Consider the following 26754-nt stretch of genomic DNA (forward strand, 5'->3'; position numbering starts at 1 on the left):
CGCGGGCATTGTCAGCAATTGTCGATGGCCAAAGAATGGCTTTGCAGGCCAATTCACCGTGATTCGAGCACCTTTGTCGTTCCTGGCGATTGGCCATGTACTGTCCGGTATGCCTGGACGTGCGTTCCGGCGGCTTGGCGCGCCACGGTCGCCCTGAATGGGTCGCGCTGTGTTCGGCGACACGACTCTGCCAGGCGCAACGTCGTCGGGCGAGGCTGTCACGGTGCCGGAAAGTGATTCGTATCGTGCGAAAGAGCCCGCTCCATGGCCCTCATCGCTCGACCGGTGTGCCAGGCGCTATCCGGACCGATGCTCGTCCTCGGTGCGCGCTTGCCTGTCGGCTTTGCCGTCCTCAAGCAGGCGCGAAGGCGAGCGCCCGCTATCGCTGCGCACCTGGGCGTGGCTGATCAAGGCAAAGATGAAGCTGCCGCCGACGATGTTGCCCGCCAGGGTAGGCAGGGCGAACTGGAGCCAGAAGTCGGCCCAGCTCTGCTCGCCGGCCCAGACCAGGTAAGAGGCTTCGACGGAACCGACGACGATATGGGTGAAGTCGCCAAGCGCCATCAAGTAGGTGACCAGCACGATGATCCAGATCTTCGCATTCTCCATGGAGGGGATCATCCAGACCATCGTCGCGATCATCCAGCCTGAAACGATGCCCTTGGCGAACATCTGGGCGATATCGTTCTCCATGACCTTGTGGCCTACCTCGAGAAAGGCAGCGTCGGTCTTGGCGTCGAAGATCGGCAGTTCCAGCATGACCCAGGCGACTAGCAATGTACCGGCCATGTTGCCGGCCAGGACCACTAGCCAGAGCCTGAGCAGGCGCCCGAGGTTGGCCAGGGTCGGTGTGGTCATCAGTGGCAGGACGGCGGTCAAGGTGTTTTCCGTGAACAGCTGCTGGCGCGCCAGGATCACCGCGAGGAAGCCGGCGCTGTAGCCGAGGCTGGCAATGACCTGCGCGCTTTCGCCTTGCGGCAGGCGGGCATAGAACAATCCCATTGCCATCATCGACAGGCCCATGGTCAGGCCGGCTGCCAAAGCCGACCACCAGAGTGCGGCCAGGGTGCGTTCGAGTTCCTGATCACCCTGGGCACGGATGATTTCATGCAGCACGGCTGCGCGAGGAGGCTGGTTCTGATCGATTTCCTGTTCTTCGTCGGCAGACAGGCCGGGGGTTTTCTCGGTTTGGGTTTCGCTCATGGCCGCTCGCTCTAGAATGGTTTCTTTACAGATCCGAAGGGAAGTCGAATAGTTGCCTGAGGCGTGCGGTGAAATATTTTTGCTGGTGCCTGTTGACACGGATTTCCAATGACGTATTATTTGCCTCCCGCAGCGATGCAGTCGCAGCGAGTCAAGTGGTTGAAGTTGAACGAGATTCTCGGCAAATACTTCGAAATAAACGCTTGACAGACGATGAGGACAGCGTAGAATGCGCGGCCTCGGTTGAGACGAAACGCTCTTGGCCAAACGCTCTTTAACAAATCGAATCAAGCAATTCGTGTGGGTGCTTGTGAGTTTGGACTGATAGTCACCAAGATTATCAGCATCACAAGTGACACATGAGCAATCATAGTAGTCATTTGAGATTGCTGAGCCAAGTTTAGGGTTTCTTAAAAACCCAAGCAGTATTGAACTGAAGAGTTTGATCATGGCTCAGATTGAACGCTGGCGGCAGGCCTAACACATGCAAGTCGAGCGGATGACGGGAGCTTGCTCCCGGATTCAGCGGCGGACGGGTGAGTAATGCCTAGGAATCTGCCTGGTAGTGGGGGACAACGTTTCGAAAGGAACGCTAATACCGCATACGTCCTACGGGAGAAAGCAGGGGACCTTCGGGCCTTGCGCTATCAGATGAGCCTAGGTCGGATTAGCTGGTTGGTGAGGTAACGGCTCACCAAGGCGACGATCCGTAACTGGTCTGAGAGGATGATCAGTCACACTGGAACTGAGACACGGTCCAGACTCCTACGGGAGGCAGCAGTGGGGAATATTGGACAATGGGCGAAAGCCTGATCCAGCCATGCCGCGTGTGTGAAGAAGGTCTTCGGATTGTAAAGCACTTTAAGCCGGGAGGAAGGGCTGTAGGCTAATATCCTGCAGTTTTGACGTTACCGGCAGAATAAGCACCGGCTAACTCTGTGCCAGCAGCCGCGGTAATACAGAGGGTGCAAGCGTTAATCGGAATTACTGGGCGTAAAGCGCGCGTAGGTGGTTGATCAAGTTGGATGTGAAAGCCCCGGGCTCAACCTGGGAACTGCATCCAAAACTGGTCGGCTAGAGTACGGTAGAGGGTGGTGGAATTTCCTGTGTAGCGGTGAAATGCGTAGATATAGGAAGGAACACCAGTGGCGAAGGCGACCACCTGGACTGATACTGACACTGAGGTGCGAAAGCGTGGGGAGCAAACAGGATTAGATACCCTGGTAGTCCACGCCGTAAACGATGTCAACTAGCCGTTGGGATCCTTGAGATCTTAGTGGCGCAGCTAACGCATTAAGTTGACCGCCTGGGGAGTACGGCCGCAAGGTTAAAACTCAAATGAATTGACGGGGGCCCGCACAAGCGGTGGAGCATGTGGTTTAATTCGAAGCAACGCGAAGAACCTTACCAGGCCTTGACATGCAGAGAACGCCCCAGAGATGGAGCGGTGCCTTCGGGAACTCTGACACAGGTGCTGCATGGCTGTCGTCAGCTCGTGTCGTGAGATGTTGGGTTAAGTCCCGTAACGAGCGCAACCCTTGTCCTTAGTTACCAGCACCTCGGGTGGGCACTCTAAGGAGACTGCCGGTGACAAACCGGAGGAAGGTGGGGATGACGTCAAGTCATCATGGCCCTTACGGCCTGGGCTACACACGTGCTACAATGGTCGGTACAGAGGGTTGCCAAGCCGCGAGGTGGAGCCAATCTCACAAAACCGATCGTAGTCCGGATCGCAGTCTGCAACTCGACTGCGTGAAGTCGGAATCGCTAGTAATCGCGAATCAGAACGTCGCGGTGAATACGTTCCCGGGCCTTGTACACACCGCCCGTCACACCATGGGAGTGGGTTGCACCAGAAGTAGCTAGTCTAACCTTCGGGAGGACGGTTACCACGGTGTGATTCATGACTGGGGTGAAGTCGTAACAAGGTAGCCGTAGGGGAACCTGCGGCTGGATCACCTCCTTAATCGACGACATCAGCCAGCTGATGAGCCCCCACACGAATTGCTTGATTCCTTGTAGAAGACGATCAAGACCCTGCATATAGGTCTGTAGCTCAGTTGGTTAGAGCGCACCCCTGATAAGGGTGAGGTCGGCAGTTCAAATCTGCCCAGACCTACCAGTTTCTGGGGCCATAGCTCAGCTGGGAGAGCGCCTGCCTTGCACGCAGGAGGTCAGCGGTTCGATCCCGCTTGGCTCCACCACCTTGCCTGTCGTCAGAACCTAGACATGAGTCTTCCTCGTGAAGATTGATGTCTGGCTTTTGTCAGATCGTTCTTTAAAAATTCGGATGTGTGATAGATATAGACTGATGATCCCTTTCACTGGGGGTGATCAGGCTAAGGTAAAATTTGTAAGTGGCTCATGCGAGCCATGCGAATTTTCGGCGAATGTCGTCTTCACAGTATAACCAGATTGCTTGGGGTTATATGGTCAAGTGAAGAAGCGCATACGGTGGATGCCTTGGCAGTCAGAGGCGATGAAAGACGTGGTAGCCTGCGATAAGCTTTGGGGAGTCGGCAAACAGACTGTGATCCAGAGATCTCTGAATGGGGGAACCCAGCCAGCACAAGCTGGTTATCTTGCACTGAATACATAGGTGCAAGAGGCGAACCAGGGGAACTGAAACATCTAAGTACCCTGAGGAATAGAAATCAACCGAGATTCCCTTAGTAGTGGCGAGCGAACGGGGACCAGCCCTTAAGCCGGTTTGAGATTAGTGGAACGCTCTGGAAAGTGCGGCCATAGTGGGTGATAGCCCCGTACACGAAAATCTCTTGCCGGTGAAATCGAGTAGGACGGAGCACGAGAAACTTTGTCTGAACATGGGGGGACCATCCTCCAAGGCTAAATACTACTGACTGACCGATAGTGAACCAGTACCGTGAGGGAAAGGCGAAAAGAACCCCGGAGAGGGGAGTGAAATAGAACCTGAAACCGTATGCGTACAAGCAGTGGGAGCAGCTTCGTGCTGTGACTGCGTACCTTTTGTATAATGGGTCAGCGACTTATATTCAGTGGCAAGCTTAACCGTATAGGGGAGGCGTAGCGAAAGCGAGTCTTAATAGGGCGTCAAGTCGCTGGGTATAGACCCGAAACCGGGCGATCTATCCATGGGCAGGTTGAAGGTTAGGTAACACTGACTGGAGGACCGAACCGACTACCGTTGAAAAGTTAGCGGATGACCTGTGGATCGGAGTGAAAGGCTAATCAAGCTCGGAGATAGCTGGTTCTCCTCGAAAGCTATTTAGGTAGCGCCTCATGTATCACTGCTGGGGGTAGAGCACTGTTTCGGCTAGGGGGTCATCCCGACTTACCAAACCGATGCAAACTCCGAATACCAGCAAGTGCCGAGCATGGGAGACACACGGCGGGTGCTAACGTCCGTCGTGAAAAGGGAAACAACCCAGACCGTCAGCTAAGGTCCCAAAGTCATGGTTAAGTGGGAAACGATGTGGGAAGGCTTAGACAGCTAGGAGGTTGGCTTAGAAGCAGCCATCCTTTAAAGAAAGCGTAATAGCTCACTAGTCGAGTCGGCCTGCGCGGAAGATGTAACGGGGCTCAAACCATGCACCGAAGCTACGGGTGTCACCACCAGGTGACGCGGTAGAGGAGCGTTCTGTAAGCCTGTGAAGGTCAGTCGAGAGGCTGGCTGGAGGTATCAGAAGTGCGAATGCTGACATGAGTAACGACAATGCGAGTGAAAAACTCGCACGCCGAAAGACCAAGGTTTCCTGCGCAACGTTAATCGACGCAGGGTTAGTCGGTCCCTAAGGCGAGGCTGAAGAGCGTAGTCGATGGAAAACAGGTTAATATTCCTGTACTTCCGGTTATTGCGATGGAGGGACGGAGAAGGCTAGGCCAGCTTGGCGTTGGTTGTCCAAGTTTAAGGTGGTAGGCTGGGATCTTAGGCAAATCCGGGATCCCTAGGCCGAGAGCTGATGACGAGTTGCCACTAGGCGACGAAGTGGTTGATGCCAGGCTTCCAGGAAAAGCTCCTAAGCTTCAGATAATCGGGAACCGTACCCCAAACCGACACAGGTGGTTAGGTAGAGAATACCAAGGCGCTTGAGAGAACTCGGGTGAAGGAACTAGGCAAAATGGCACCGTAACTTCGGGAGAAGGTGCGCCGGCGAGGGTCAAGGACTTGCTCCGTAAGCCCATGCCGGTCGAAGATACCAGGCCGCTGCGACTGTTTATTAAAAACACAGCACTCTGCAAACACGAAAGTGGACGTATAGGGTGTGACGCCTGCCCGGTGCCGGAAGGTTAATTGATGGGGTTAGCGCAAGCGAAGCTCTTGATCGAAGCCCCGGTAAACGGCGGCCGTAACTATAACGGTCCTAAGGTAGCGAAATTCCTTGTCGGGTAAGTTCCGACCTGCACGAATGGCGTAACGATGGCGGCGCTGTCTCCACCCGAGACTCAGTGAAATTGAAATCGCTGTGAAGATGCAGTGTATCCGCGGCTAGACGGAAAGACCCCGTGAACCTTTACTATAGCTTTGCACTGGACTTTGAACTTGCTTGTGTAGGATAGGTGGGAGGCTATGAAGCGTGGACGCCAGTCTGCGTGGAGCCATCCTTGAAATACCACCCTGGCAACTTTGAGGTTCTAACTCAGGTCCGTCATCCGGATCGAGGACAGTGTATGGTGGGTAGTTTGACTGGGGCGGTCTCCTCCCAAAGAGTAACGGAGGAGTACGAAGGTGCGCTCAGACCGGTCGGAAATCGGTCGCAGAGTATAAAGGCAAAAGCGCGCTTGACTGCGAGACCCACACGTCGAGCAGGTACGAAAGTAGGTCTTAGTGATCCGGTGGTTCTGTATGGAAGGGCCATCGCTCAACGGATAAAAGGTACTCCGGGGATAACAGGCTGATACCGCCCAAGAGTTCATATCGACGGCGGTGTTTGGCACCTCGATGTCGGCTCATCACATCCTGGGGCTGAAGCCGGTCCCAAGGGTATGGCTGTTCGCCATTTAAAGTGGTACGCGAGCTGGGTTTAGAACGTCGTGAGACAGTTCGGTCCCTATCTGCCGTGGACGTTTGAGATTTGAGAGGGGCTGCTCCTAGTACGAGAGGACCGGAGTGGACGAACCTCTGGTGTTCCGGTTGTCACGCCAGTGGCATTGCCGGGTAGCTATGTTCGGAAGAGATAACCGCTGAAAGCATCTAAGCGGGAAACTTGCCTCAAGATGAGATCTCACTGGAGCCTCGAGCTCCCTGAAGGGCCGTCGAAGACTACGACGTTGATAGGTCGGGTGTGTAAGCGCTGTGAGGCGTTGAGCTAACCGATACTAATGGCCCGTGAGGCTTGACCATATAACACCCAAGCAATCTGCAGCGCAGGTTGCGGTGAGTGAAGACGCAGCACCGAAAATTCGCACCTTGCATCACACATCCGAGTTGGCCGACACGTCCCCTGGACGGATCGGCACCGTTTTTCTTGGCGACCATAGAGCATTGGCACCACCTGATCCCATCCCGAACTCAGCAGTGAAACGATGCATCGCCGATGGTAGTGTGGGGTTTCCCCATGTGAGAGTAGGTCATCGCCAAGATTCATTCCGCAAAACCCCTGACTGCGACCGCAGCCAGGGGTTTTGTCCTTTCTGGGGTTCAGGCGGCAGGCCGGGCGTGGCCTCGGGGCATCCGGCGCTGGCCTGGAAGGCTTCGAACGCCTGGGCTAGCGGCCCGGTCAGCTTGCAGCTTGCCATCAGCCAAAACTTTTTTGAAAATGGACGTTTCCCTCGCAGCGCTCGGACGCATCTGATTGTTGAGACAAGGCGCCTGACCGCTTACTGGTGGCCTTCCAATCAGGAAAGCCGATCAGATGGACAAGTCTCTCGAACCGCTTCGTTACAGTATCTTTTCCCATCTTGCCCTTTGCCTGGCTGTTTCCCTGCTCTGCGTGCTCACCATCGAATTCATCAGCGGAAGAGCTCAGCAATGGCTGGGCGTATGGCCAGACTATGCGGATTTGCTAATGCATATCAACGATCCGCTCGGACGCCTGCGCTGGATACTCGGTGATCTCAGCGAGGCCACCTTCTACAAGCACGAGTTGCCCGGCCTTGGCTTGCTGGCGGGAGCCTGGCTCGCTCATCGGGCGCATCTTCGCGACCATCCTTTGCAAGGGTTCGCGATTTGTCATGGTACCGGGCTGTGGCCTTGGCTGATCGGCAGTTCACTATTGAGCTTGATGACCAGTCATCTTCTCTGGGGGTGGACATTGCAAGAAGGAAATTGGCAGCCCACCTATGTATCCTTCATCTCTGTCCCTGCGATGATGGTGATGCTGTACGGTGGAGGCTGGCGTGTACTACTCACGGGGGCAATGCTTGGAGCATTGCTAGTGACGCCTTCGAGCCTGTTTCTGTTCAACTACGTGTGTGTGCCTTTGAACCTGCCCGGTGTAACCGGCAACATGCTGGGCGTCGCCGGGGCTTGTGCCCTCGCTCTAGCCTTGTGCGAGCGATACCCTGGTCTGGTACGAACGGCCCGATTCTGGCAGCCTGCATGCCCGTCCCGGCTGTCCGTCCAACCATGCGCTCATGGCCTTGTCTGGACCATCAGACGAGTGCTGGCCGACTTCAGCGAAGTCACATTCTTCGGCAACGAGCTGGCCAGCCTCGGGCTATTGCTAGGCGTCGTGCTGGCTTACCTGCTGTCTCCCGCGAGTCCGGCCTATGGCTCGGGCCTGGTGCCAGAAATCATAATCGGTCAGGCGCTCGCCTCGTTGTTCGGCGTATTGCTCTGGCGTCGTCAGTGGATCGAGCTGGGCTGGTATCCCACTTACCTGCCAATCGTCTCGGTAGTGCCGGCTGCGCTCCTTATTTATGGTGGGAGTTGGAGCATCATCCTGTCCAGTGCGTTGCTAGGCGCTGCGGTGCTGCCTCCATTGGCCATATCCCTCAACCTTCGCTTGCCGGAGTACATGCATGTGCATGTCGGGTGCGTATTGGCCATGGCCATCGGTACCTTGGTGCTGGTCCCATTGATAGGCATGCTAGGTGGTTAGCGCCTGGCCTGATGCGCCTCGCCAGCCCGGACGAAGCCTAGGATTGCGGGTTTCCAGGAGTATTGACAGGTAGTGATTGCACGGATGCGACAATGAAGTGGTGTTTATTCGTGACTCCGCCCGGCCTTGCCTGCGTCAAGACTTTTGTTCGTGGCTTGCTGTTGGCCAGCGGACAGACCGACGTCAGCGCACCGCGCTGAAACTCCTGGATTCATCACCGCAATATCACTTGAGGTAGCAAGCAAGATGGCCAAGGCCGCCGATGTCGTTGTGCAATGCCTGGAAAACGAAGGTGTCGAGTTTGTGTTCGGCATTCCCGGCGAGGAAAACCTCGACCTGCTCGAGTCCCTGCGCAAGTCCAAGATCAAGCTGGTGCTGACCCGCCACGAACAGTCCGCCGGCTTCATGGCCGCCACCTACGGCCGCCTGACCGGCAAGACCGGCGTCAGCCTGTCGACCCTCGGCCCTGGCGCCACCAACCTGGTCACCGCCAGCGCCTACGCCTACCTGGGCGGCATGCCGATGATGATGATCACAGGGCAAAAGCCGATCAAGAAGTCCAAGCAGGGCCGCTTCCAGATCATCGACGTGTGCGGCATGATGGACCCCATCACCAAGTACACCCACCAGTTCGCCTCGGCCGACAACATCCCGGCCCGCATGCGCGAAGCCTTCCGCCTGGCCGAGGAAGAAAAGCCTGGCGCCGTGCACCTGGAGCTGCCCGAGGACATCGCCGCGGAGCAGACCGACAGCCTGCCGATCCCGCCAAGCCTGCACCGTCGCCCGCTGGCCGAGCACAAGGCCATCGAGGCCGCCGTGCAGAAACTGCAGAACGCGCGCAACCCGATCCTGGTGATCGGCGCAGGCGCCAACCGCAAGATGACCGCCAAGGTCCTCAAGCAACTGATCGACAAGACCGGCATCCCGTTCATCACCACCCAGATGGGCAAGGGCGTGGTCGACGAGCGCCATCCGCGCTTCCTCGGCAACGCCGCGCTGTCCTCCGGTGACTTCGTCCACCGCGCCGTCGAGGCCGCCGACCTGATCGTCAACATCGGCCACGACGTGATCGAGAAGCCACCGTTCTTCATGGTCCGTGGCGGCACCGAGGTGATCCACATCAACTTCCGTTCCGCCGAGGTCGATGCCGTGTACTTCCCGCAGGTCGAGGTGATTGGCGACATCGCCAACGCCGTCTGGCAGATCGGCGAGGCGCTCGACGACACCAGCCACTGGGATTTCACCCGCCTGCTGGCCATCCGCGAAGCCAACGAAGCGCAGATCGCCGAAGGCGCCGACGATGACCGCTTCCCGGTCTATCCACAGCGCCTGGTCGCCGACATCCGCCGGGTGTTGCCATCCGAAGGCATCGTCGCCCTGGACAACGGCATCTACAAGATCTGGTTCGCCCGCAACTACAAGGCGCACAAGCCCAACACCGTGCTGCTGGACAACGCCCTGGCGACCATGGGCGCCGGCCTGCCGTCGGCCATGGCCGCGCACCTGGTCTATCCGGAGCGCCCGGTGATCTCGGTATGTGGCGATGGTGGCTTCATGATGAACAGCCAGGAGCTGGAAACCGCGGTGCGTCTGGGCATGCACATCACCGTGGTGATCCTGCGCGATGATGGCTACGGCATGATCCGCTGGAAGCAGGCCAACATGGGCTTCACCGACTTCGGCCTGGACTACGGCAACCCGGACTTCGTCAAGTATGCCGAAGCCTATGGCGCCACCGGCCACCGCGTGGAGAACGCCGAGGGCCTGCTGCCGCTGCTCGAGCACTGCGTGAAGACGCCGGGCGTGCATGTGATCGACTGCCCGGTCGACTACAGCGAGAACGACCGCATCCTCAACAGCGAACTGCGTGAGCGCGCGCTGGCCGTGTAAGTGTCCGAGGCTGTCTCACTTGCCGGTAGCTGGCGAGTGAGACAGTACGAGCGAGACTCTTCCCCTTCGATCTTGCTGCATCAGCAGGCTCCTGCTCTGGTTGCTGCTGGCCAATGGCATGACCTCCTCGCTGACCTGGTATCTGCCCTGTTAGCTTCGTACGAACAATGTCTGCGCGGCGATCAGGTTGGGCGCAACTGGCTGGCAATGCACATCTACCACCGGTGAACTGCGCTTGCTTGCCTGTTTTCGCCTTGCCTGCTCACCGCTCGGCGAGCGTGCAGGCAGACCATAGCCAGCATGTGGGGCCCGACCCCACGAAACACCTCGCCTGCGACCCCATGTGTTAGGGTGGATTACATTTCCATCAGGATACCCACGCCCATGCTTGCTTCGCTCAGCGAAAAAGAACTCGATCGCCTCGAAGACCTGCTGATTACCTACGGCAACGATTTCTCGGTCATCAACCTGGCAGAGCTCAATGGCTTTTTCACGGCCCTTGCCAGCTCCCCCAAAACGGTCCTGGCCGAACGGTGGTTGCCTGCGGTCAGTGGCGGCAAGGTGCCAAAGTTCAAGACGCCGGCCCATGCCGAGGCGTACACCGCGCTGATGCTGCGCTATTACGAGCAGGTGGCTGGCGAGCTCAGCGACAACCTCGAAGCATTCCAGCCGCTATTCGAGGAGGGTGACGGGGAGCAAGGGCCCGCGATCGTGCTCGAGGAATGGTGCTTCGGTTACATGCGCGCTACGCAAGTGGCCGGCTGGGAAGATCTGCCCGCCGAGCAGCAGCAACAGCTCAAGAGCATCTCACTGCATGGCCTGGAGGATAACTTCGAACTGCTCGACGCGATGACTGTCGACGAGCTGCAAGCCTGCGTACCGCAGGTCGTGGAGGCGGCAAGAGCTTTGTATCGCTACCAGCACCTGCGGCATTGACCGGAACTGCTCACCGACGGGGGGGCGACCAGGTCTTGAGCAGTCAAGCCGGCCACGGACATGCCCTTCGGTACCGTCTTGCGAAGCCTGACGCCGCCAAGACCTGGCACGGCACGACAGGTGTCCCTACAAGCTTGGCCCTAGCACCCTGCAAGCACTGCGAAGCAATATCGGCCAGCACACTCCTGCTCATTGCCAGCCATTGAGGCGCAGCGTCGAGCGCACCAGCCGTTGCTCCTCGAGTTCGATCTCGCGCAGGTTCTCGCGGATACCGTTGATGTGGTCCCGAGCAGCGCGCTGTGCGACATCGGGCAGGCGCTCGAGTACGGAGTGATAGAGCTTGGCATGCTGGCGATCGAGCTGCTTGAGGCTGCTGGGGCGGTGATAGAGATTGTTGACCGAGGCGAATACCGAGCTGAGCATCAGGTCGGTGAGAAACTGCAAGGTATGCACCAGCACCGGGTTGTGCGAGGCGTCGCAGATGGCCAGGTGGAAGGCATGGTCGAGGCGCGCGTGTTCCTGCGCATCGCACCCTTCGGGCGATTCATGGGCGGCGATCATCTCCTGGTAGCGCTTGCCGATCAGCACGAAATCCGCCTCGGTACCGCGCAGGGCGGCAAGGCGCGCCGATTCCCCCTCGAGCAGCGCGCGCACCTCCAGCAGATCGTACAACGTCCGCGGCTGGGAGCTGAACAAGTGCATCAGCGGCCGGGTTTCCAGTTCGCTGTCGAGCCTGGCCACATGCGAGCCGCGGCCATGGCTGGTACTGATCAGCCCCTTGCCGCGCAGCACCCGCAGCCCCTCGCGCAAGGCGGGTCGGGAAATGCCCAGCTTTTCGCACAGGCGCCGTTCGGAAGGCAGGGCCTGGCCCGGCTTGAGCACGCCTTCGACCACCAGTTGCTCGATCTTTTGCGCGACCACATCGGCCAACTGGCGTTTTTCAGAGGCTTGAGGCAGTGCCATTCATGGTTCTCCTAACTGGTCAGACCAGCCTGCACCGGATGGCCCGTCGTTGTCCAGTGCCAGGCAAGCAAGCGCTCTGTCCTGGGCGCTCAAGACGACAGCGCGGCGCTAGCTGCTGGCAAGTACTGGTCTGACCACTGCGCATGGCAGTGGACGGCGCGCGCGTGGCGGCCAATGATGGTGCCGTTCATGCCTGGCATCACCAGGACAAGACCAACAACAGCCACGAGCCGAACCATGAACATTCTCTACGAAGAGCGCGTTGACGGTGCCCTGCCGAAAGTCGACAAGGCACTGTTGCTGGAAAGGTTGCGGGCTTGCCTGCCAGAGCTCGATGTCCTCAGCGACAGCGAAGACCTCAGGCCCTACGAATGCGACGGACTGTCGGCCTATCGCTCCACCCCCTTGCTGGTATTGCTGCCAGAGCGTATCGAGCAGGTCGAACAGATCCTCAAGATCTGTCACGCCTTGCAAGTCCCGGTCGTCACCCGCGGCAGCGGAACCGGGCTTTCCGGTGGCGCGTTGCCGCTTGAACAGGGCGTCCTGCTGGTGATGGCGCGTTTCAACCAGATCCTCGAAATCGACGCCGAGGCCCGTTATGCCCGGGTCCAGCCGGGCGTGCGCAACCTGGCGATTTCCCAAGCCGCCAGTCCGCTGGGCCTGTACTACGCGCCTGATCCTTCGTCGCAGATCGCCTGCTCGATCGGCGGCAACGTCGCGGAAAATGCCGGCGGGGTGCATTGCCTAAAGTATGGTCTCACCGTCCACAACCTGCTGAAGGTCGAGATCCTCACCGTCGAGGGAGAGCGTCTCACCTTGGGCGCAGACAGCCTGGATTGTCCGGGCTTCGACCTGCTGGCGCTGTTCACGGGCTCCGAAGGCATGCTCGGAGTGGTGACCGAGGTAACCGTCAAGCTGTTGCCCAAACCCCAGGTGGCCAAGGTCCTGCTGGCCGCGTTCGACTCGGTCGAGAAAGCGGGCAGGGCGGTGGCTGACATCATCGCCGCCGGCATCATTCCCGGCGGCCTGGAAATGATGGACAACCTGGCCATTCGCGCAGCCGAGGACTTCATCCATGCCGGCTACCCGACCGAAGCCGAAGCCATCCTGCTCTGCGAGCTGGATGGCGTCGAGGCCGATGTGCATGACGATTGCGCGCGGGTCCGCCAGATCCTCGAGGCGGCAGGCGCCACCGACGTCCGGCTGGCACGCGACGAGGCAGAACGCGTGCGATTCTGGGCAGGGCGCAAGAATGCTTTCCCGGCGGTGGGGCGCATCTCGCCCGACTACTACTGCATGGATGGCACCATCCCGCGCCGAGCCTTGCCAGGTGTCCTGAAGGGCATCGCCGACCTCTCCTCGCAGTACGGTCTGCGGGTCGCCAACGTGTTCCATGCTGGCGACGGCAACATGCATCCGCTGATCCTGTTCGATGCCAACCAGCCTGGCGAGCTGGAACGGGCCGAGCTGCTTGGCGGGAAGATCCTCGAGTTGTGCGTCGCGGTTGGCGGCAGTATCACCGGGGAGCACGGCGTCGGACGCGAGAAGATCAACCAGATGTGCAGCCAGTTCAGCGCGGACGAAATCACCACCTTCCACCGGATCAAGGCCGCCTTCGACCCCTCCGGCTTGATGAACCCTGGCAAGAACATCCCCACCTTGCACCGCTGCGCCGAATTCGGCGGCATGCATGTGCACCGGGGGCAGCTTCCCTTCCCCGAGCTGGAGCGATTCTGATGGTCGAGCCGACAACCGATGCAAGCACCCGGCTGCTGGAGCAGGTCCGGGATGCCCTCGCTTCGAAGACCGCACTGCATATCCAAGGTGGACGATCCAAGGCCCATCTCGGGCGTCCGGTGCGCGGTACGCCGCTCGACACGCGGATCCACCGTGGCATCGTCAACTACGACCCGACCGAGCTGATCGTCACTGTCCGGGCCGGCACGCCGTTGCAGGAGCTGGAAGAGGCCTTGGCACGGCATGACCAGTGGCTGCCCTGCGAGCCACCGCATCTTGGCCCGCATGCCACCGTAGGCGGGATGGTCGCCGCGGGCCTGTCGGGTCCGCGCCGCCCCTGGTCGGGATCGGTGCGCGACTTCGTCCTGGGCACACGGGTGATCACCGGGCTGGGCAAGCACCTACGCTTTGGCGCGGAGGTCATGAAGAACGTCGCCGGCTATGACCTGTCCAGGCTGATGGCCGGCAGCTTCGGGTGCCTGGGGCTGATCACCGAAGTATCCCTTAAGGTCCTGCCCAAGCCACGCGCCAGCTCGACCTTGCGCCTTTCGCTCGACCTCGAACAGGCGCGCCGTCGGCTGGCCGAGTGGGGCTGCCAGCCTTTGCCGATCAGCGCTGCCTGCCATGACGGACAGGCGCTGCACCTGCGCCTGGAAGGTGGCGAGGGTTCGGTCGCCGCCGCTCGCGAGCGCCTGGGTGGCGAGGTCGCCGAGGCAGGTTTCTGGGAGGATTTGCGCGAGCAGCGCCTGGCCTTCTTCAGCGACCCGCGGCCGCTCTGGCGACTGTCGCTGCCGCCTGCCAGCACGGCGCCACGCTTGCCTGGCGAGCACCTGCTCGACTGGGGCGGCGCCCAGCTTTGGCTCAAGACCGACGCCACGGCGGCGCAGGTCCAGGCCGAGGCGCATCGTCTGGGCGGCCATGCAGTCTGCCATGCAGGTGGCGAAGCGATTTTCCAGCCGCTGTCGCCAGGCCTGCTGCGCCTGCACCAGCAGCTAAAGACCAGCCTGGATCCCCAGGCCATCTTCAACCCTGGCCGAATGTACGCGGAGCTCTGACATGCAGACACACCTGAGCGAACAGGCCCGGGCCCTGCCCCAGGCCGAGGAAGCCGAAGCGATCCTGCGCAGCTGCGTGCACTGCGGCTTCTGCAACGCCACATGCCCTACCTACCAGCTGCTGGGCGACGAGCTCGATGGCCCACGAGGCCGCATCTATCTGATGAAGCAAGTGCTCGAGGGCAACAAGCCCACCGCCAGGACGCTCGAGCACCTCGACCGCTGCCTGACCTGCCGCAACTGCGAATCGACCTGTCCGTCCGGAGTGCGTTATCACAACCTGCTGGACATCGGCCGGGCCGTGGTCGAAGAGGCGGTACCGCGCCCGTTGGGCGAGCGCTTGCTGCGCACGGGGCTGCGCGCGGTGCTGCCCAATCCAGCGCTGTTCGGCAGCCTGCTGCGTACCGGCAGGGCACTGCGCCCGCTGTTGCCGCAGGCCCTGAAAGCCAAGGTTCCAGTCCAGATGCATGGCGCCGGCGCACGTCCAGCGGTTCGCCACCCCCGCCAGGTGCTGATGCTCGAAGGTTGCGTCCAGCCGGGCCTGTCGCCCAACACCAACGCGGCGGCCACGCGCGTGCTGGATCGGCTCGGTATCAGCGTGCGGCCGATCCGCAAGGCCGGCTGCTGCGGTGCCGTGGACTACCACCTCAACGCTCAACAGGCCGGGCTCGAGCGGGCCCGGGCGAACATCGACGCCTGGTGGCCAGCCATCGAGGCCGGCGCCGAGTCGATCGTCATGACCGCCAGCGGCTGTGGGGCATTCGTCAAGGACTACGCCCATCTGCTGCGAGACGACCCAGCCTACGCGCAGAAAGCCCGGCGGGTCAGCGAGATGACCCTGGACCTGGTCGAAGTGATGCGCAGCGCGCCCTTGCAGGATCTTGGGCTCGACCCCCAGCTCAAGGTCGCCTTTCACTGCCCATGTACCTTGCAACATGCCCAGCGGCTCGGTGGCGCGGTCGAGGACGTACTCGAGCGGCTCGGCTTTCACCTGACCGTCGTGCCCGACAGTCATCTATGCTGTGGGTCCGCCGGCACTTACTCGGTGACCCAGCCCAAGCTGTCCCGCCAGTTGCGCGACAACAAGCTCAATGCCCTGGAAAGCGGCTCGCCCCAGGTCATCGCCACGGCCAACATCGGCTGCCAGGTTCACCTGGACGGTCCCGGACGCACCCCGGTGCGACACTGGATCGAACTGGTCGACCAGGCCCTGCCACAGACTTGAAACCATCGATCATCACGAGGACGCAAGATGCTCACCAAGCCAGTACTCCAGCAAGCAGACGTCAACCGGATCCTCTCGGCCGCCCGTGCCGAGGCCCAGGCCAACGGTTGGCAGGTGGCGATCGCCGTGGTCGACGATGGCGGCCATCCGCTGGCCCTGGAACGCCTCGATGGCTGTGCGCCGATCGGCGCCTACATCGCCCTGGAAAAGGCCCGTAGCGCCGCGCTGGGCCGACGCGAATCGAAAGGCTACGAAGAGATGGTCAACGGCGGACGCACGGCGTTTCTCTCGGCGCCGCTGCTGACTTCCCTGGAAGGTGGCGTGCCGGTGCAGGTCGACGGCCAGGTGATCGGCGCGGTCGGAGTTTCCGGGGTCAAGGCCGAACAGGACGCACAGGTCGCGTTCGCTGGCACTCGCAGTCTGGACTGAACAAGGAAAGCGAACATGACTACACGAATCACCCGTCACCGCCTGCAGGTCGCCCCCGAGCTCGCCTCGTTCATCGAGGACGAAGCATTGCCGGGCAGCGGCATCGAGGCCGAGCGCTTCTGGTCCGGCTTCGATGCGCTGGTGCATGAGCTGGCCCCGAGAAACCAGGAGCTGCTCGCCGAGCGCGACCGGTTGCAGGCCGAACTGGATCGCTGGCACGCCGAGCATCCAGGGCCGATCCGCGACATGGCGCAGTACCGCGAATTCCTGCAAGACATCGGCTACCTGGTAGCCGATGATCCGTCTGTCCAGGCGACCACCGCCAATGTCGATGACGAGCTGGCGATCCAGGCCGGTCCGCAGCTGGTCGTGCCAATGTCCAATGCGCGCTACGCCTTGAACGCAGCCAACGCCCGCTGGGGCTCGCTGTATGACGCCTTGTACGGCACCGATGCGATCAGCGAAGCCGACGGTGCCGAGAAGGGTAGCGGCTACAACCCGATCAGGGGCGCCAAGGTCATCACCTTGGCCAAGGCGTTCCTCGATCAGGTCGCGCCCTTGACCACGGGCAGCCATGCCCAGGTGCAAGGCTACCGCATCGCAGATGGCGCGCTGGTCGCCCGCCTGGCCGATGGACAGGCCAGGCTCGCCGAGCCGGCAGCATTCGTCGGCTACCAGGGCGACGCCGATGCGCCTTCTGCCGTGCTGTTGAAACATCATGGCCTGCATGTGGAAATCCAGATCGACAAGCATCACCCCATTGGCCGCAGCGACAAGGCCGGCGTCAAGGACTTGCTGCTCGAGGCGGCCTTGAGCACCATCCTCGATTGCGAGGACTCGGTGGCCGCTGTCGATGCCCAGGACAAGGTGCAGGTCTACCGCAACTGGCTGGGGCTGATGTCCGGCACCCTGGAAGAGGCGATCAGCAAATCCGGCAGTACCTTCGTGCGCCGCCTCAATCCGGATCGCGAGTACCTGACCGGCAAGGGGGCGAACCTGACCCTGCCAGGCCGTTCGATGCTGTTCGTGCGCAATGTCGGCCACCTGATGACCAACCCGGCGATCCTCTACGAGGGTGACAAGGAGATCCCCGAAGGGATTCTCGACGCGGTGGTCACCACGTTGATCGCCAAGCGCGACCTGACGGCCCGGCGCAATTCCCGGCGCGGTTCCATCTATATCGTCAAGCCGAAGATGCACGGGCCGGCCGAGGTGGCCTTCGCCAACGAGCTGTTCGGCCGGGTCGAGACGCTGGTGGACATTGCGCCGCATACGCTGAAGATGGGCATCATGGACGAGGAGCGGCGCACCAGCATCAACCTGCGTGCTTGTATCGGAGCCGCCTCGGCGCGGGTCGCCTTCATCAATACCGGTTTTCTCGACCGCACTGGCGACGAGATTCATAGCGTCATGCAGGCCGGTCCGGTGCTGCGCAAGGGCGATATGAAGAACACCCCATGGATCAAGGCGTACGAGCGCAACAACGTGCTCGTCGGCCTGGCCTGCGGCCTGGGTGGCCGCGCGCAGATCGGCAAGGGCATGTGGGCCATGCCGGACCAAATGGCAGCCATGCTCGAACAGAAGATTGGCCATCTGCAGGCCGGTGCCAGCACCGCCTGGGTGCCTTCGCCCACCGCCGCCACCTTGCATGCGTTGCACTATCACCAGCTCGACGTGCGCCAGGTACAGGCCGAGCTGAGCCAGGCCGACCTCGAGGCCGAGCGCCCGGCTTTGCTCGATGGGCTGCTCAGCGTACCCGTGGTCGAGGCGCCTGCCTGGAGCGCCCAGGAGATCGCCGAAGAGCTGGACAACAATGCGCAGGGCCTGCTCGGCTATGTGGTGCGCTGGGTCGAGCAGGGCATCGGCTGCTCCAAGGTGCCGGACATCCACGATGTCGGGCTGATGGAAGACCGCGCCACCTTGCGCATTTCCAGCCAGCACATGGCCAACTGGCTGCACCACGGGGTGATCGACCGTGCACAGGTGAGCGAAACCCTCGAACGCATGGCCATGAAGGTCGACCAGCAGAACCAGGGCGATCCCCAGTACCGCCCGATGGCCGAGAACTTCGCCAACTCCGTGGCCTTCCAGGCCGCCTGCGCGCTGGTGTTCGAAGGCACTTCGCAGCCGAGCGGCTACACCGAGCCATTGCTGCATCGCTTCCGTCTGAAGGCCAAGGCCCAGCGGTAGGCGGCGATGCGCGGCCGTGCCCAGGCAGGGCGCGGCCGCGCCCGCTTCGCTTGGCATGTGGTCGACGGCGGCCCGCTGCTCGCCCAGGGGGGCGTTCAACGCCTCAGCTTGTCTGCATCCAGCGTTGCCGAGGCGAGCTTTAGCCTACAGCGGGCGAATCCCATGACAGCAGCGACGTGCCTGGGCGAGCCGGCGCAAACCGGGTCGCCTGTTGACCAGCCCCTGGCGTGGAAGAGCGTGCCTTTGCGCATCAGTTTCTGCCGGGGCAGGCCCCTTTACCATGTCTAGATGTGTTCGGAAAGAAAATTCACCAAACAACGCAACTTCGGTGTGATGAAGGGATGGGAAGGCCACATGACGCTGAAGTGGATGTCGCTCTTCACCTTGTCCAGCAGCAATGGCTGCAAGGTTCCCTCGGCCAACGCCTGACGCACTGCGCGGCCGGGTACGCACGCGATCCCCTGGCCCGCGATGGCAGCGGTGATGAGCATGTCCAGATGGTTGCAGATCATGGTCTTCGGCAAGCTTTGCCAGGTGCAGTCATCGGGATCTTCCAGCGGCCAGCGTTCGAGACGCCCTGTGGCAGACAGGTGGTAGAACAGACAGGCATGCTCGACCAGGTCCGTGACCTGGCGCGGTATGCCACGCCGTTGCAGGTACGCCGGTGCCGCCACCAAATGAAAATCATAAGTGCCTAGGTGGCGCGATACCAGGCGCGAATCGCGCAGGGCCCCAGTGCGGATGACCGCATCGAAGCCTTCCTCGATGACATCCACCAGACGATCGCTGAAATCCAGCTCCAGCTGGACTTGCGGGTACTGCGCCATGAAACGGGCAAGCAGCGAGAGCATGAACTGTCCCGCCAGCGGTACGCTCACGCGCAGGCGCCCACAGGGTTGTTCGATGGACTGCGAAAGCTCCACCTCGGCAGCGTCAAGTTCCTCCAGAATGCGTTGGCAGCGCGCCAGGAACAAGCTGCCCTCGGCCGTCAGGTGCAGGCTGCGCGTATTACGATGAAACAATCTGATGTTGAGTCGTTGTTCGAGCCTGGCGATGCCTTTGCCGACCGCCGAGGCCGAGATACCTAGCAATCGTCCGGCAGCCACGAAGCTGCCGGCTTGGGCGACCCGGACGAACAGCACGATCCCGTTGAGTCTTTCCATTGGTTGCCACCTTTCATTGCGGACAGATCGATCCTGAATGTTCGGAATGACGGCCGCTTTTTCCGTGCAGTTTTGAAATATAGGATCCAACCAGATCCATCGTAAGGACTTGCCCGCCGCGAGAAAATCCTCGCTTGGTATCGGTTTGCCCTTTGGCAGCGAGCGACCTGGACGCTGGCTTGCCACCTGAGCGTCGCCAAGGGTGGCGCGTGTCGGTGTTTCAATCCGTTGTTCGGCTAGTACCAAGGAGCGTTTCGGGATGGACATGTGCCACGTATCGCCCGCTCGACTCGACGAGGCCAATGCTTCGTTCTGCTGGGAAGACCTGCGTTTCTTCCTGACTTTCTGCCAATACCAGTCGCTGGCCGGAGCCGCCCGTTCGCTGCAGGTGGAGCATGCGACCGTCGCCAGGCGCATCGCCGCGCTCGAGCAGTCGCTGAACGTGCGTCTGGTCGACCGGCGCAGCCGCAAGTACGAACTCACAACCAGTGGTGAGCGCATCGCCGGGCTGGGCCAGCACATGCAGGCGCAAGCCTGCGCGATCAGCCACGCTGCCTACGGGATCCAGACCGAGCAACTGACGACCATCACCCTCAGCGTACCTCCTTCGCTGGCGACACACGTGATCGCGCCGAAACTCGACGGCCTGCGCAGGCAGTACCCTTTGCTGAACTTGCGCCTTCGCGCCGAGACCCAGGTAGCCAGCCTGGTCAAGCGCGAAGCCGACGTTGCCTTGCGTTGGGGACGGCCGACCGAAAGCGAGCTGGTGGCACGCAAGATCGCTGTACGGGAGTTCGGCTTTTTCGCCTCCCTGGGCTATCTGCTCGATCGCCAGGCGCGAGACTACGAGTTCCTCGCCTATGACGAACATGAAGACGGTCTGGCGCAGGAATGGCTGAGCCACGTAGCCCAGGATCGTCCGGTCGTGCTCCGCGCCAGCTCCTTGGACGTGCTGGCCGCGGCCGCGCAAGCGGGGGTCGGCATCGCCTTGCTGCCTTGCTGCATCGCTGACCGACGCAACTACGCGCTCGAGCGCGTGGCCTTGGAACAGACGCGCCTGAGCAGTGATCTCTGGCTGACCGTGCATCAGGACATCCGGCATGTACCTGTGGTTCGGCAACTCGTAAAGTTCGTCGCCAATTGCTTCAATTGTGAAACAGCTGTGTAGCTTAGTTGAGACACATCGGTTCAAGCAGGAAACAGGCCAGGAAAGATGTGAATTTTTTAACAGCGATATCGTTGTAATGGCAGTTTACTCGACCCGCCGTGCACCGCACCATGAACCCGGTGTCATGCAGAACTAGAACTCTCGTCAGGTTTCAACCTTTGCAAATCAACGTCCGACGTTGATCAACTTGCCGGATTAGCGATCACGTTTCGAATGAGGCAGGCATCCTCGAATGCCCTGTGCGTCGTTTCGTGTGCCACGGGGAAGGATTGAAAAAATGAATCGAATCAAGGTCGTGGATGTAACACTGCGCGACGGCGGTTATCGCAATAACTTCCAGTTCTCCGAAGCGTATGCCCAGAGCGCGATTTCCCAACTTGCCAGTGCAGGTATCGAATACTGCGAAGTCGGCTACTGCAAGGGGCCGTATCAGGACGATCCAGCCTTCGGCATGACGGCAAAGGTCGATGCCCGTTATCTTCACCTGCTGCGAGACGCTGCTGCCGATCGTATCGGCCTGGTCGTGATGGTCCACCCGCAGCATGTCAGCGATGAAGACCTTGTCATGCTCCATGACGCCGGTGTGGAGATGGTGCGTGTGTGCCTTCGCCCCTCGCGCCTGGAGCAAGGGCTCGCGTGCATGGCCCGGGCCAAGGCGCATCGCCTGCAAGTCAGTGCCAACATCACCCATGTCACGCAGCTGCAACCGGCCATCATCTCCGACATGTGTCTGCGCGCCGAGAACGCCGGCGCCGATATCCTGACCTTCGCCGATTCCAATGGCAGCATGATCCCTGCCGACGTGGACCGGCTAATTGGCCGCATATCCCGCCGGGTACTGATACCGCTGGGGTTCCATGCCCACAACAACCTGTCCCTGGCCTTGGCCAACGCCATCGCTGCCGTCGAGGCAGGGGCCGAGTATATCGACACATCGATCTGCGGCATGGGCAAGGGCGCCGGCAACCTGCACCTGGGCATGTTCGTCGCGTATCTGCAGCGAGCCGGCTTGCGCACTGCCTACGACCTGGTCGAGCTGCTGAACCTGTCCCAACACACAGCCGAGCAGGTACCGCTCAGCCATTTGCCCGCCTCGCTGCTGGACGTGCTCACCGCCACCTATGACCTGTCTTTCGACACCCAGGCGCAGGCGCGCGGTCTCGTCGCCAACGGCCTGGCTGCTTCGGAGTTCCATGCCATGCGGGCCTTGCATGAACAACGGCAGGAGCGTCGCTGTACGTCTGGTCCCAGCCTTGGCCATGGCATCGAAGCGCCGCGGCTTGCCCAAGGTGGCTGGGCATGAGCGGCCTGCAGCATGTCTGCGTATTGCCTGGCGATGGGATCGGCATCGAGGTGACCGAGGCCGTGCTGCCGGTGTTCCAGGCCCTGGCGCTGCCCATCGAGCTGCGCTTGGGCGAAATCGGCTGGGCGTGCTGGCGAGGCGAGGGCGACAGCGTACCGGCCGCGACCTGGCAAGCGATCGGCCAGAGCGATGCCACGCTGCTCGGCGCCATCACCAGCAAGCCCCTGCACGAGGCCCAGGCCGAGCTGCCGGTGCATCTGCGCTCGGTGTCGCGGCACTATCTGTCGCCAGTCATCCAGCTGCGGCAACGGCTGGGACTGTTCGCCAATGTCAGGCCCATCGACGACATTCTGGATGAGCGCTTTCGCTTCACCGTCATCCGCGAGAATACCGAGGGGCTGTACGCCGGGTTGGACTTCGCCCATGTGCCAGAGGCGGTCGAGCCGTTGCTCGAACAACGCGAGCGCCATGGCGCGGCCTGGACCCGCACCGGCCGCGAGGATGCCGCAGTCACGCTGCGGCTGCAGACCCGGCATGGTGTTGCCCGGCTGCTGCGCTTCGCCTTCGAACATGCCGTGGCCAATGGCTTCGATCGCCTGACCCTGGCCGACAAGCCGAACGTGCTGCGCCACAGCGGTGCCTTCGTGCGCCAGATCCTGGAGGAAACCGCCGCCGACTACCCACAGATACATGCCTGCATCGAGAACGTCGACGCGGTCGCCATGTGGATGGTCCGCCGACCGGAGCGTTTTGGCGTGATCGTGGCCGAAAACATGTTCGGTGACATTCTCTCGGACCTCGGTGCCGGGCTCATGGGCGGTCTCGGCCTCGCGCCGAGCGCCAATTTTGGTGAAGGCACCGCCTATTTCGAGCCGGTGCATGGCAGTGCGCCGACCTACGCCGGGTTCGACAAGGCCAATCCGTCGGCGATGTTCCTGAGCACGGCGCTGATGCTCGACCACCTTGGCCATGGGCATGCTGCCCAAGCCATACGAGCAGCGGTGAAACAGGTGATGCGCAGCGATCTGCGCACCTATGACCTCGGTGGGCGAGCCGGCACCCGTGAAGTGGCCGGGCGCATCATCGAACTCAGCCAGTCCCTTTGCGCACGTGCGCAATCTTCCGTCGCCCCTGCCACCTCGGGAGTTCCAGCATGATTGCCCCTTTCTCGATGGACGAACGCGCCTTGCTGCTCGCCTGCGAACGCCTGGACACCGCGGCGCTCTCCGACGCCATGGACAGTCTCAGCCTGGACGGCGGCTTGGCCGGGATCGCCCAGCAGGTGCCTGGCACCCGCTGCTGCGGCTTCGCCTTCACCGTGCTGTACGAACCGGTCGAGCAGGGCACGGGGTTTCGCAACGCAGCCAACTACATCGATGCGGTACCGGCCGATGCCGTGATCGTGTCGAGCAACCCCGGCCGCTGCGACTGCACCACCTGGGGCGACATCCTGACCCAGGTGGCCGTGCGCCGGAACATTCGCGGCACGGTCATCGATGGCGCGGCCCGTGACATCGATACCTTGCAACGGCTTGGCTATCCGCTGTTCAGCCGGGCTCGCTACATGAAGTCGGCGAAGAATCGCGCGCAGCTCAAGGCCACCCAGATTCCTCTGGATATCGATGGGGTCAGGATCGCCCCCGGCGACCTGGTGGCCTGCGACAGCAGCGGATGCCTGGTCATACCGCGCCAGCATGCCGAAGAAGTGGTACGTCGTGCCCAGGCAGTGGAACGCACCGAGCGCGACATCATTGCCAGCATCGCCCAAGGCCTGTCGCTCGAGCGAGCCCGCGCGCTCCACCGCTACGACCAACCCTGGCTGACCGCCGAGAACAAGCGCACCCCTGCTTGAGAAAAGGAAACCGCCATGACCGTGCTGGCCCCCGTGATTCGCAAGCCCAACCCTGTACGTAGCAGTACCAATCGGATCAAGCTAGGTGTCTTCGGCTTCAACATCGAAGGCGGCTGCACCCTGACGAGCGCCCCGGAGCGGCACCAGGCGGCCAACTGGAACCTCAACCTGGAAATCGCCCAGATGGCCGACCGCGCAGGGCTGGAACTGCTGCTACCGGTCGGGCGCTGGCGTGGCTGGGGAGGCCAGAGCAATCCGATGGGCGTGTCCTTCGAAACCTACACCTGGGCAGCCGGGCTGGCTTCGGTCACCGAGCAGATCGCCGTGTTCGCCACCTCGCACCTGTCCACCGTGCACCCGCTGTTCGCCGCCAAGCAGGCCGCCACGATCGACCATATCAGCGGCGGACGCTTCGGTCTTAACATGATCTGTGGCTGGTTCGGCCGCGAGATGGCCATGTTCGAGGGTCGACAGCGCGAGCATGACCAGCGCTACGACCACGCCGACGAATGGCTGGCCATCGCTCGCCTGGCGTGGGAAGACCCGGGCTACTTCGATTACAAGGGCCGGTTCTTCACCATCGATCAAGCCTTCTCGGCACCCAAGCCGCTCAATCGACCGTTCCTGATGAACGCCGGCGGCTCTGCGCGCGGGCGACGTTTCTGCACGCAGCACTGCGATGCCGCCTACCTGATCCTCAAGCACGAGGACGACGACGACGTCATTCGCGCCCGGATACGTGCCTACCGTGATCAGGCACGCCTGGAGTTCGGCCGTCGGATTCAGGTCTGGGTGTATGCCTACGTCGTGCAGGAAGACAGCCTGGCCGAGGCACGCAGGAAACTGGACTACTACGTCAACCAGCACGGCGATGACGCCGCGTTGGACAATGTCACCCAGGAAATCGGCATCCAGAGCGGCATGTTCAAGGACCAGAGCGATGCCGAGCGCTTTCGTTTCCACTTCAAGGCCGGCTTCGCCGGCGTACCGCTGGTCGGTACCGCGCCGATGATCGTCGAGCAGATGCAGCGCTGGTCGCAGCTCGGCGTCGATGGGCTGAACCTGACCTGGCTCGATTACCGCAGCGGGTTGCAGCGGTTCGTCGCCGAGGTCCTGCCCCTGATGGAGCAATCCGGCCAACGCCGGCCGGCCACCGCTGCCTTGTCCCACGAGGTATCCCTGTGAGTCTCGGCCCATCTTCCACGTCAATGCCCAGGAGCATGAGATGAGCAAGCTTCCTCCCTTCGATGTGCCAGGCGCCGATGAAAAGGACGCCATCTTTCTCGTCAATGTCGTACATGTGCATGACGGCCAGCAGGACAAGGCGCTTGAAGTCCTTTGGGATACCGTCAGCTACGTCGCGCGTACCTATCCGTCCTTCAGGTGGAGCCGTCTGTTCAAGAGCAGTGATGGCAAGACCGTCATCAACCAGGCGCAATGGAGCAGCAGGGCGGAGTTCGAGTCGCTGTTCCAGGACCCTGAGTTCCTTGGTCGCTACAACGGCTTGAAGCAATACGGCAGCTGGGAATATCACCTGTACACGGTCGAGCATTTCATCCCCGCCGCTCCCGTGCTGACCACCAATGGGGCATTGCCCCTGGAACGGGGTTGACCGGCATGAGTGCATTGCAGACAACCTTGACGCGCGCCTTCAAGCTGCGCCATCCGGTGGTGCTCGCGCCCATGGGTGGCGCTTCCGGGGCGCGCCTGGCGGCAGCGGTTTCCAACGCTGGCGGGCTGGGACTGGTGGGGGCCAGCTATGGCGACGAAGCCTGGATGCAGGCGCAATTGCCAGCCATGCGCGACGTGCGTGAACCCTGGGGCGTGGGCCTGGTGATGTTCACGGTCGTCAAGCAGATGCGTGTGCTGGACCTGGCCTTGAGCTACCGCCCCGATGTGATCGCGCTTTCGTTCGGCGATCCGCGGCCGTTCATCCCGCTCATCCATGAACGGGGCGCCAAGGCTATCGTGCAGGTCCATGAACCCGACCAGGCACGCCAGGCCCTGGATGCTGGAGCCGATGCCCTGATCGTGCAAGGCGCCGAAGCCGGAGGGCACAGCCTCGAGCGCGGGCTGATGGCGTTGCTGCCAGTGGTGCGCGATCTGGTGCCGGCCGACTATCCGTTGATCGCCGCCGGCGGGATCGCCGACGGCCGGGGCCTGGCCGCGGCACTGGCGCTGGGCGCCGATGGCGCCATGCTTGGCACGCGCATGCTGGCCACCGAAGAAGCGCTACCGAGCGCTGCCTACAAGCGCAAGCTGATCGAAAGCGCGACCGCGCAAACGATCCGCACGCGCATCTTCGACCTGGTGCGCGGCATCGACTGGCCGGCATCCTACAGCGGCCGGGCGCTCGCCAACCAGTTCTCCGCGCGCTGGCTGGGTCGCGACGAGGCTCTGCGGCAGGCGCCGGCCGCCGTTGGCGAAGCCTTCGCCCGCGCCGTGCGGGAGGATGACCTCGAGCAACGGGTGATATGGGCCGGAGAGGTGCTGGACCTGGTCAACGACATACGTACCGCCGGGCAACTGGTGCATTCGCTGGTCGAGCAAACCGTGGAGCGCCTCCAGCACCTGCAGCTATCCACTCGGCTCGGTGGAGAGACAGGTCTGTGAATGCC

General features: G+C 61.6%; 18 protein-coding genes, 2 tRNA genes and 3 rRNA genes. 20 read left to right on the top strand and 3 right to left on the bottom strand.

What is annotated here, in order from left to right; genetic code table 11:
• Nucleotides 1-297: 297 nt before the first annotated feature.
• A complete protein-coding gene (locus ACY8GK_RS20800; protein ID WP_462401930.1) occupies nucleotides 298-1203 on the bottom strand; it encodes a formate/nitrite transporter family protein in 906 nt (301 codons plus the stop codon).
• 430 nt (nucleotides 1204-1633) lie between these two features.
• Between ACY8GK_RS20800 and ACY8GK_RS20805 the strand changes: the two genes are divergently transcribed.
• The 8 genes from ACY8GK_RS20805 to ACY8GK_RS20840 all read left to right on the top strand — a co-directional run bounded on the left by ACY8GK_RS20805 (nucleotide 1634) and on the right by ACY8GK_RS20840 (nucleotide 11051).
• Nucleotides 1634-3169: ribosomal RNA gene (locus ACY8GK_RS20805) — 16S ribosomal RNA — on the top strand.
• Between the two features lie 79 nt (nucleotides 3170-3248).
• Nucleotides 3249-3325: transfer RNA gene (locus ACY8GK_RS20810), tRNA-Ile, on the top strand.
• A 6-nt stretch (nucleotides 3326-3331) separates the two neighbouring features.
• Nucleotides 3332-3407: transfer RNA gene (locus tag ACY8GK_RS20815), tRNA-Ala, on the top strand.
• Nucleotides 3408-3634: 227 nt separating this feature from the next.
• Nucleotides 3635-6526 (top strand): 23S ribosomal RNA (locus ACY8GK_RS20820).
• A gap of 123 nt (nucleotides 6527-6649) precedes the next feature.
• Nucleotides 6650-6765, top strand: a 5S ribosomal RNA gene (rrf, locus tag ACY8GK_RS20825).
• Together the 16S, 23S and 5S rRNA genes with 2 tRNA genes alongside form the textbook arrangement of a ribosomal RNA operon.
• 272 nt (nucleotides 6766-7037) lie before the next feature.
• The gene (locus ACY8GK_RS20830; RefSeq protein WP_196181535.1) at nucleotides 7038-8225 is read left to right on the top strand and encodes a hypothetical protein; all 1188 of its coding nucleotides are present in this window, start codon (nucleotides 7038-7040) and stop codon (nucleotides 8223-8225) included.
• Nucleotides 8226-8471: 246 nt separating this feature from the next.
• Entirely contained in the window at nucleotides 8472-10115 is a 1644-nt protein-coding gene (locus ACY8GK_RS20835) for an acetolactate synthase large subunit (protein ID WP_196181533.1), read from the top strand.
• 384 nt (nucleotides 10116-10499) lie between these two features.
• The gene (locus ACY8GK_RS20840; RefSeq protein WP_196181531.1) at nucleotides 10500-11051 is read left to right on the top strand and encodes a UPF0149 family protein; all 552 of its coding nucleotides are present in this window, start codon (nucleotides 10500-10502) and stop codon (nucleotides 11049-11051) included.
• A 189-nt stretch (nucleotides 11052-11240) separates the two neighbouring features.
• On the opposite strand, the gene glcC is transcribed toward ACY8GK_RS20840, so the two are convergent.
• Nucleotides 11241-12014 carry a transcriptional regulator GlcC gene (glcC, locus tag ACY8GK_RS20845; protein WP_196181529.1) on the bottom strand — a complete coding sequence of 258 codons (774 nt, stop codon included), beginning with the start codon at nucleotides 12012-12014 and terminating at the stop codon, nucleotides 11241-11243.
• A gap of 237 nt (nucleotides 12015-12251) precedes the next feature.
• Here glcC and glcD point away from each other — a divergent pair, with 237 nt between their 5' ends.
• Genes glcD through ACY8GK_RS20870 form a run of 5 tightly spaced genes read left to right on the top strand, consistent with a single transcriptional unit; the run spans nucleotide 12252 to nucleotide 18650 of the window.
• Nucleotides 12252-13751, top strand: a complete 1500-nt coding sequence (glcD, locus tag ACY8GK_RS20850; protein WP_462401931.1) for a glycolate oxidase subunit GlcD — start codon at nucleotides 12252-12254, stop codon at nucleotides 13749-13751.
• Nucleotides 13751-14806, top strand: a complete 1056-nt coding sequence (gene glcE, locus ACY8GK_RS20855; protein ID WP_196181525.1) for a glycolate oxidase subunit GlcE — start codon at nucleotides 13751-13753, stop codon at nucleotides 14804-14806. Before glcD ends, glcE begins: the two co-directional genes overlap by 1 nt.
• Before the next feature lies 1 nt (nucleotide 14807).
• On the top strand, nucleotides 14808-16031 hold the full coding sequence (gene glcF, locus ACY8GK_RS20860) for a glycolate oxidase subunit GlcF (RefSeq protein WP_462401932.1): 1224 nt from the start codon (nucleotides 14808-14810) through the stop codon (nucleotides 16029-16031).
• Between the two features lie 27 nt (nucleotides 16032-16058).
• Nucleotides 16059-16460: a heme-binding protein gene (locus ACY8GK_RS20865; RefSeq protein WP_196181522.1), complete on the top strand. Its 402-nt coding sequence runs from the start codon at nucleotides 16059-16061 to the stop codon at nucleotides 16458-16460.
• Between the two features lie 15 nt (nucleotides 16461-16475).
• Nucleotides 16476-18650 carry a malate synthase G gene (locus ACY8GK_RS20870; RefSeq protein ID WP_462401933.1) on the top strand — a complete coding sequence of 725 codons (2175 nt, stop codon included), beginning with the start codon at nucleotides 16476-16478 and terminating at the stop codon, nucleotides 18648-18650.
• Between the two features lie 284 nt (nucleotides 18651-18934).
• Here ACY8GK_RS20870 and ACY8GK_RS20875 read toward each other — a convergent pair whose 3' ends face one another.
• Nucleotides 18935-19813 (bottom strand): LysR family transcriptional regulator, encoded by an 879-nt coding sequence (locus tag ACY8GK_RS20875; protein WP_462403047.1) that lies wholly within the window; start codon nucleotides 19811-19813, stop codon nucleotides 18935-18937.
• Nucleotides 19814-20072: 259 nt separating this feature from the next.
• On the opposite strand from ACY8GK_RS20875, the gene ACY8GK_RS20880 reads away from it, so the two are divergent.
• The 7 genes from ACY8GK_RS20880 (at nucleotide 20073) to ACY8GK_RS20910 (ending at nucleotide 26749) form a co-directional block, all read left to right on the top strand.
• Nucleotides 20073-20981 (top strand): LysR family transcriptional regulator, encoded by a 909-nt coding sequence (locus ACY8GK_RS20880; RefSeq protein WP_462401934.1) that lies wholly within the window; start codon nucleotides 20073-20075, stop codon nucleotides 20979-20981.
• Nucleotides 20982-21258: 277 nt separating this feature from the next.
• On the top strand, nucleotides 21259-22284 hold the full coding sequence (locus ACY8GK_RS20885) for a beta/alpha barrel domain-containing protein (protein WP_462401935.1): 1026 nt from the start codon (nucleotides 21259-21261) through the stop codon (nucleotides 22282-22284).
• Nucleotides 22281-23441 (top strand): isocitrate/isopropylmalate dehydrogenase family protein, encoded by a 1161-nt coding sequence (locus ACY8GK_RS20890; RefSeq protein WP_462401936.1) that lies wholly within the window; start codon nucleotides 22281-22283, stop codon nucleotides 23439-23441. The genes ACY8GK_RS20885 and ACY8GK_RS20890 overlap by 4 nt, the downstream gene beginning before the upstream one ends.
• Entirely contained in the window at nucleotides 23438-24136 is a 699-nt protein-coding gene (locus ACY8GK_RS20895; protein ID WP_196181518.1) for an RraA family protein, read from the top strand. Before ACY8GK_RS20890 ends, ACY8GK_RS20895 begins: the two co-directional genes overlap by 4 nt.
• 15 nt (nucleotides 24137-24151) lie before the next feature.
• A complete protein-coding gene (locus tag ACY8GK_RS20900) occupies nucleotides 24152-25321 on the top strand; it encodes an LLM class flavin-dependent oxidoreductase (RefSeq protein WP_462401937.1) in 1170 nt (389 codons plus the stop codon).
• A 40-nt stretch (nucleotides 25322-25361) separates the two neighbouring features.
• Nucleotides 25362-25748: an antibiotic biosynthesis monooxygenase family protein gene (locus tag ACY8GK_RS20905; RefSeq protein WP_196181516.1), complete on the top strand. Its 387-nt coding sequence runs from the start codon at nucleotides 25362-25364 to the stop codon at nucleotides 25746-25748.
• 5 nt (nucleotides 25749-25753) lie between these two features.
• Nucleotides 25754-26749, top strand: coding sequence for an NAD(P)H-dependent flavin oxidoreductase (locus tag ACY8GK_RS20910; RefSeq protein WP_462401938.1), 996 nt, complete (start codon nucleotides 25754-25756; stop codon nucleotides 26747-26749).
• Nucleotides 26750-26754: the final 5 nt, after the last annotated feature.

Source organism: Pseudomonas sp. Marseille-QA0332 (assembly GCF_054950175.1).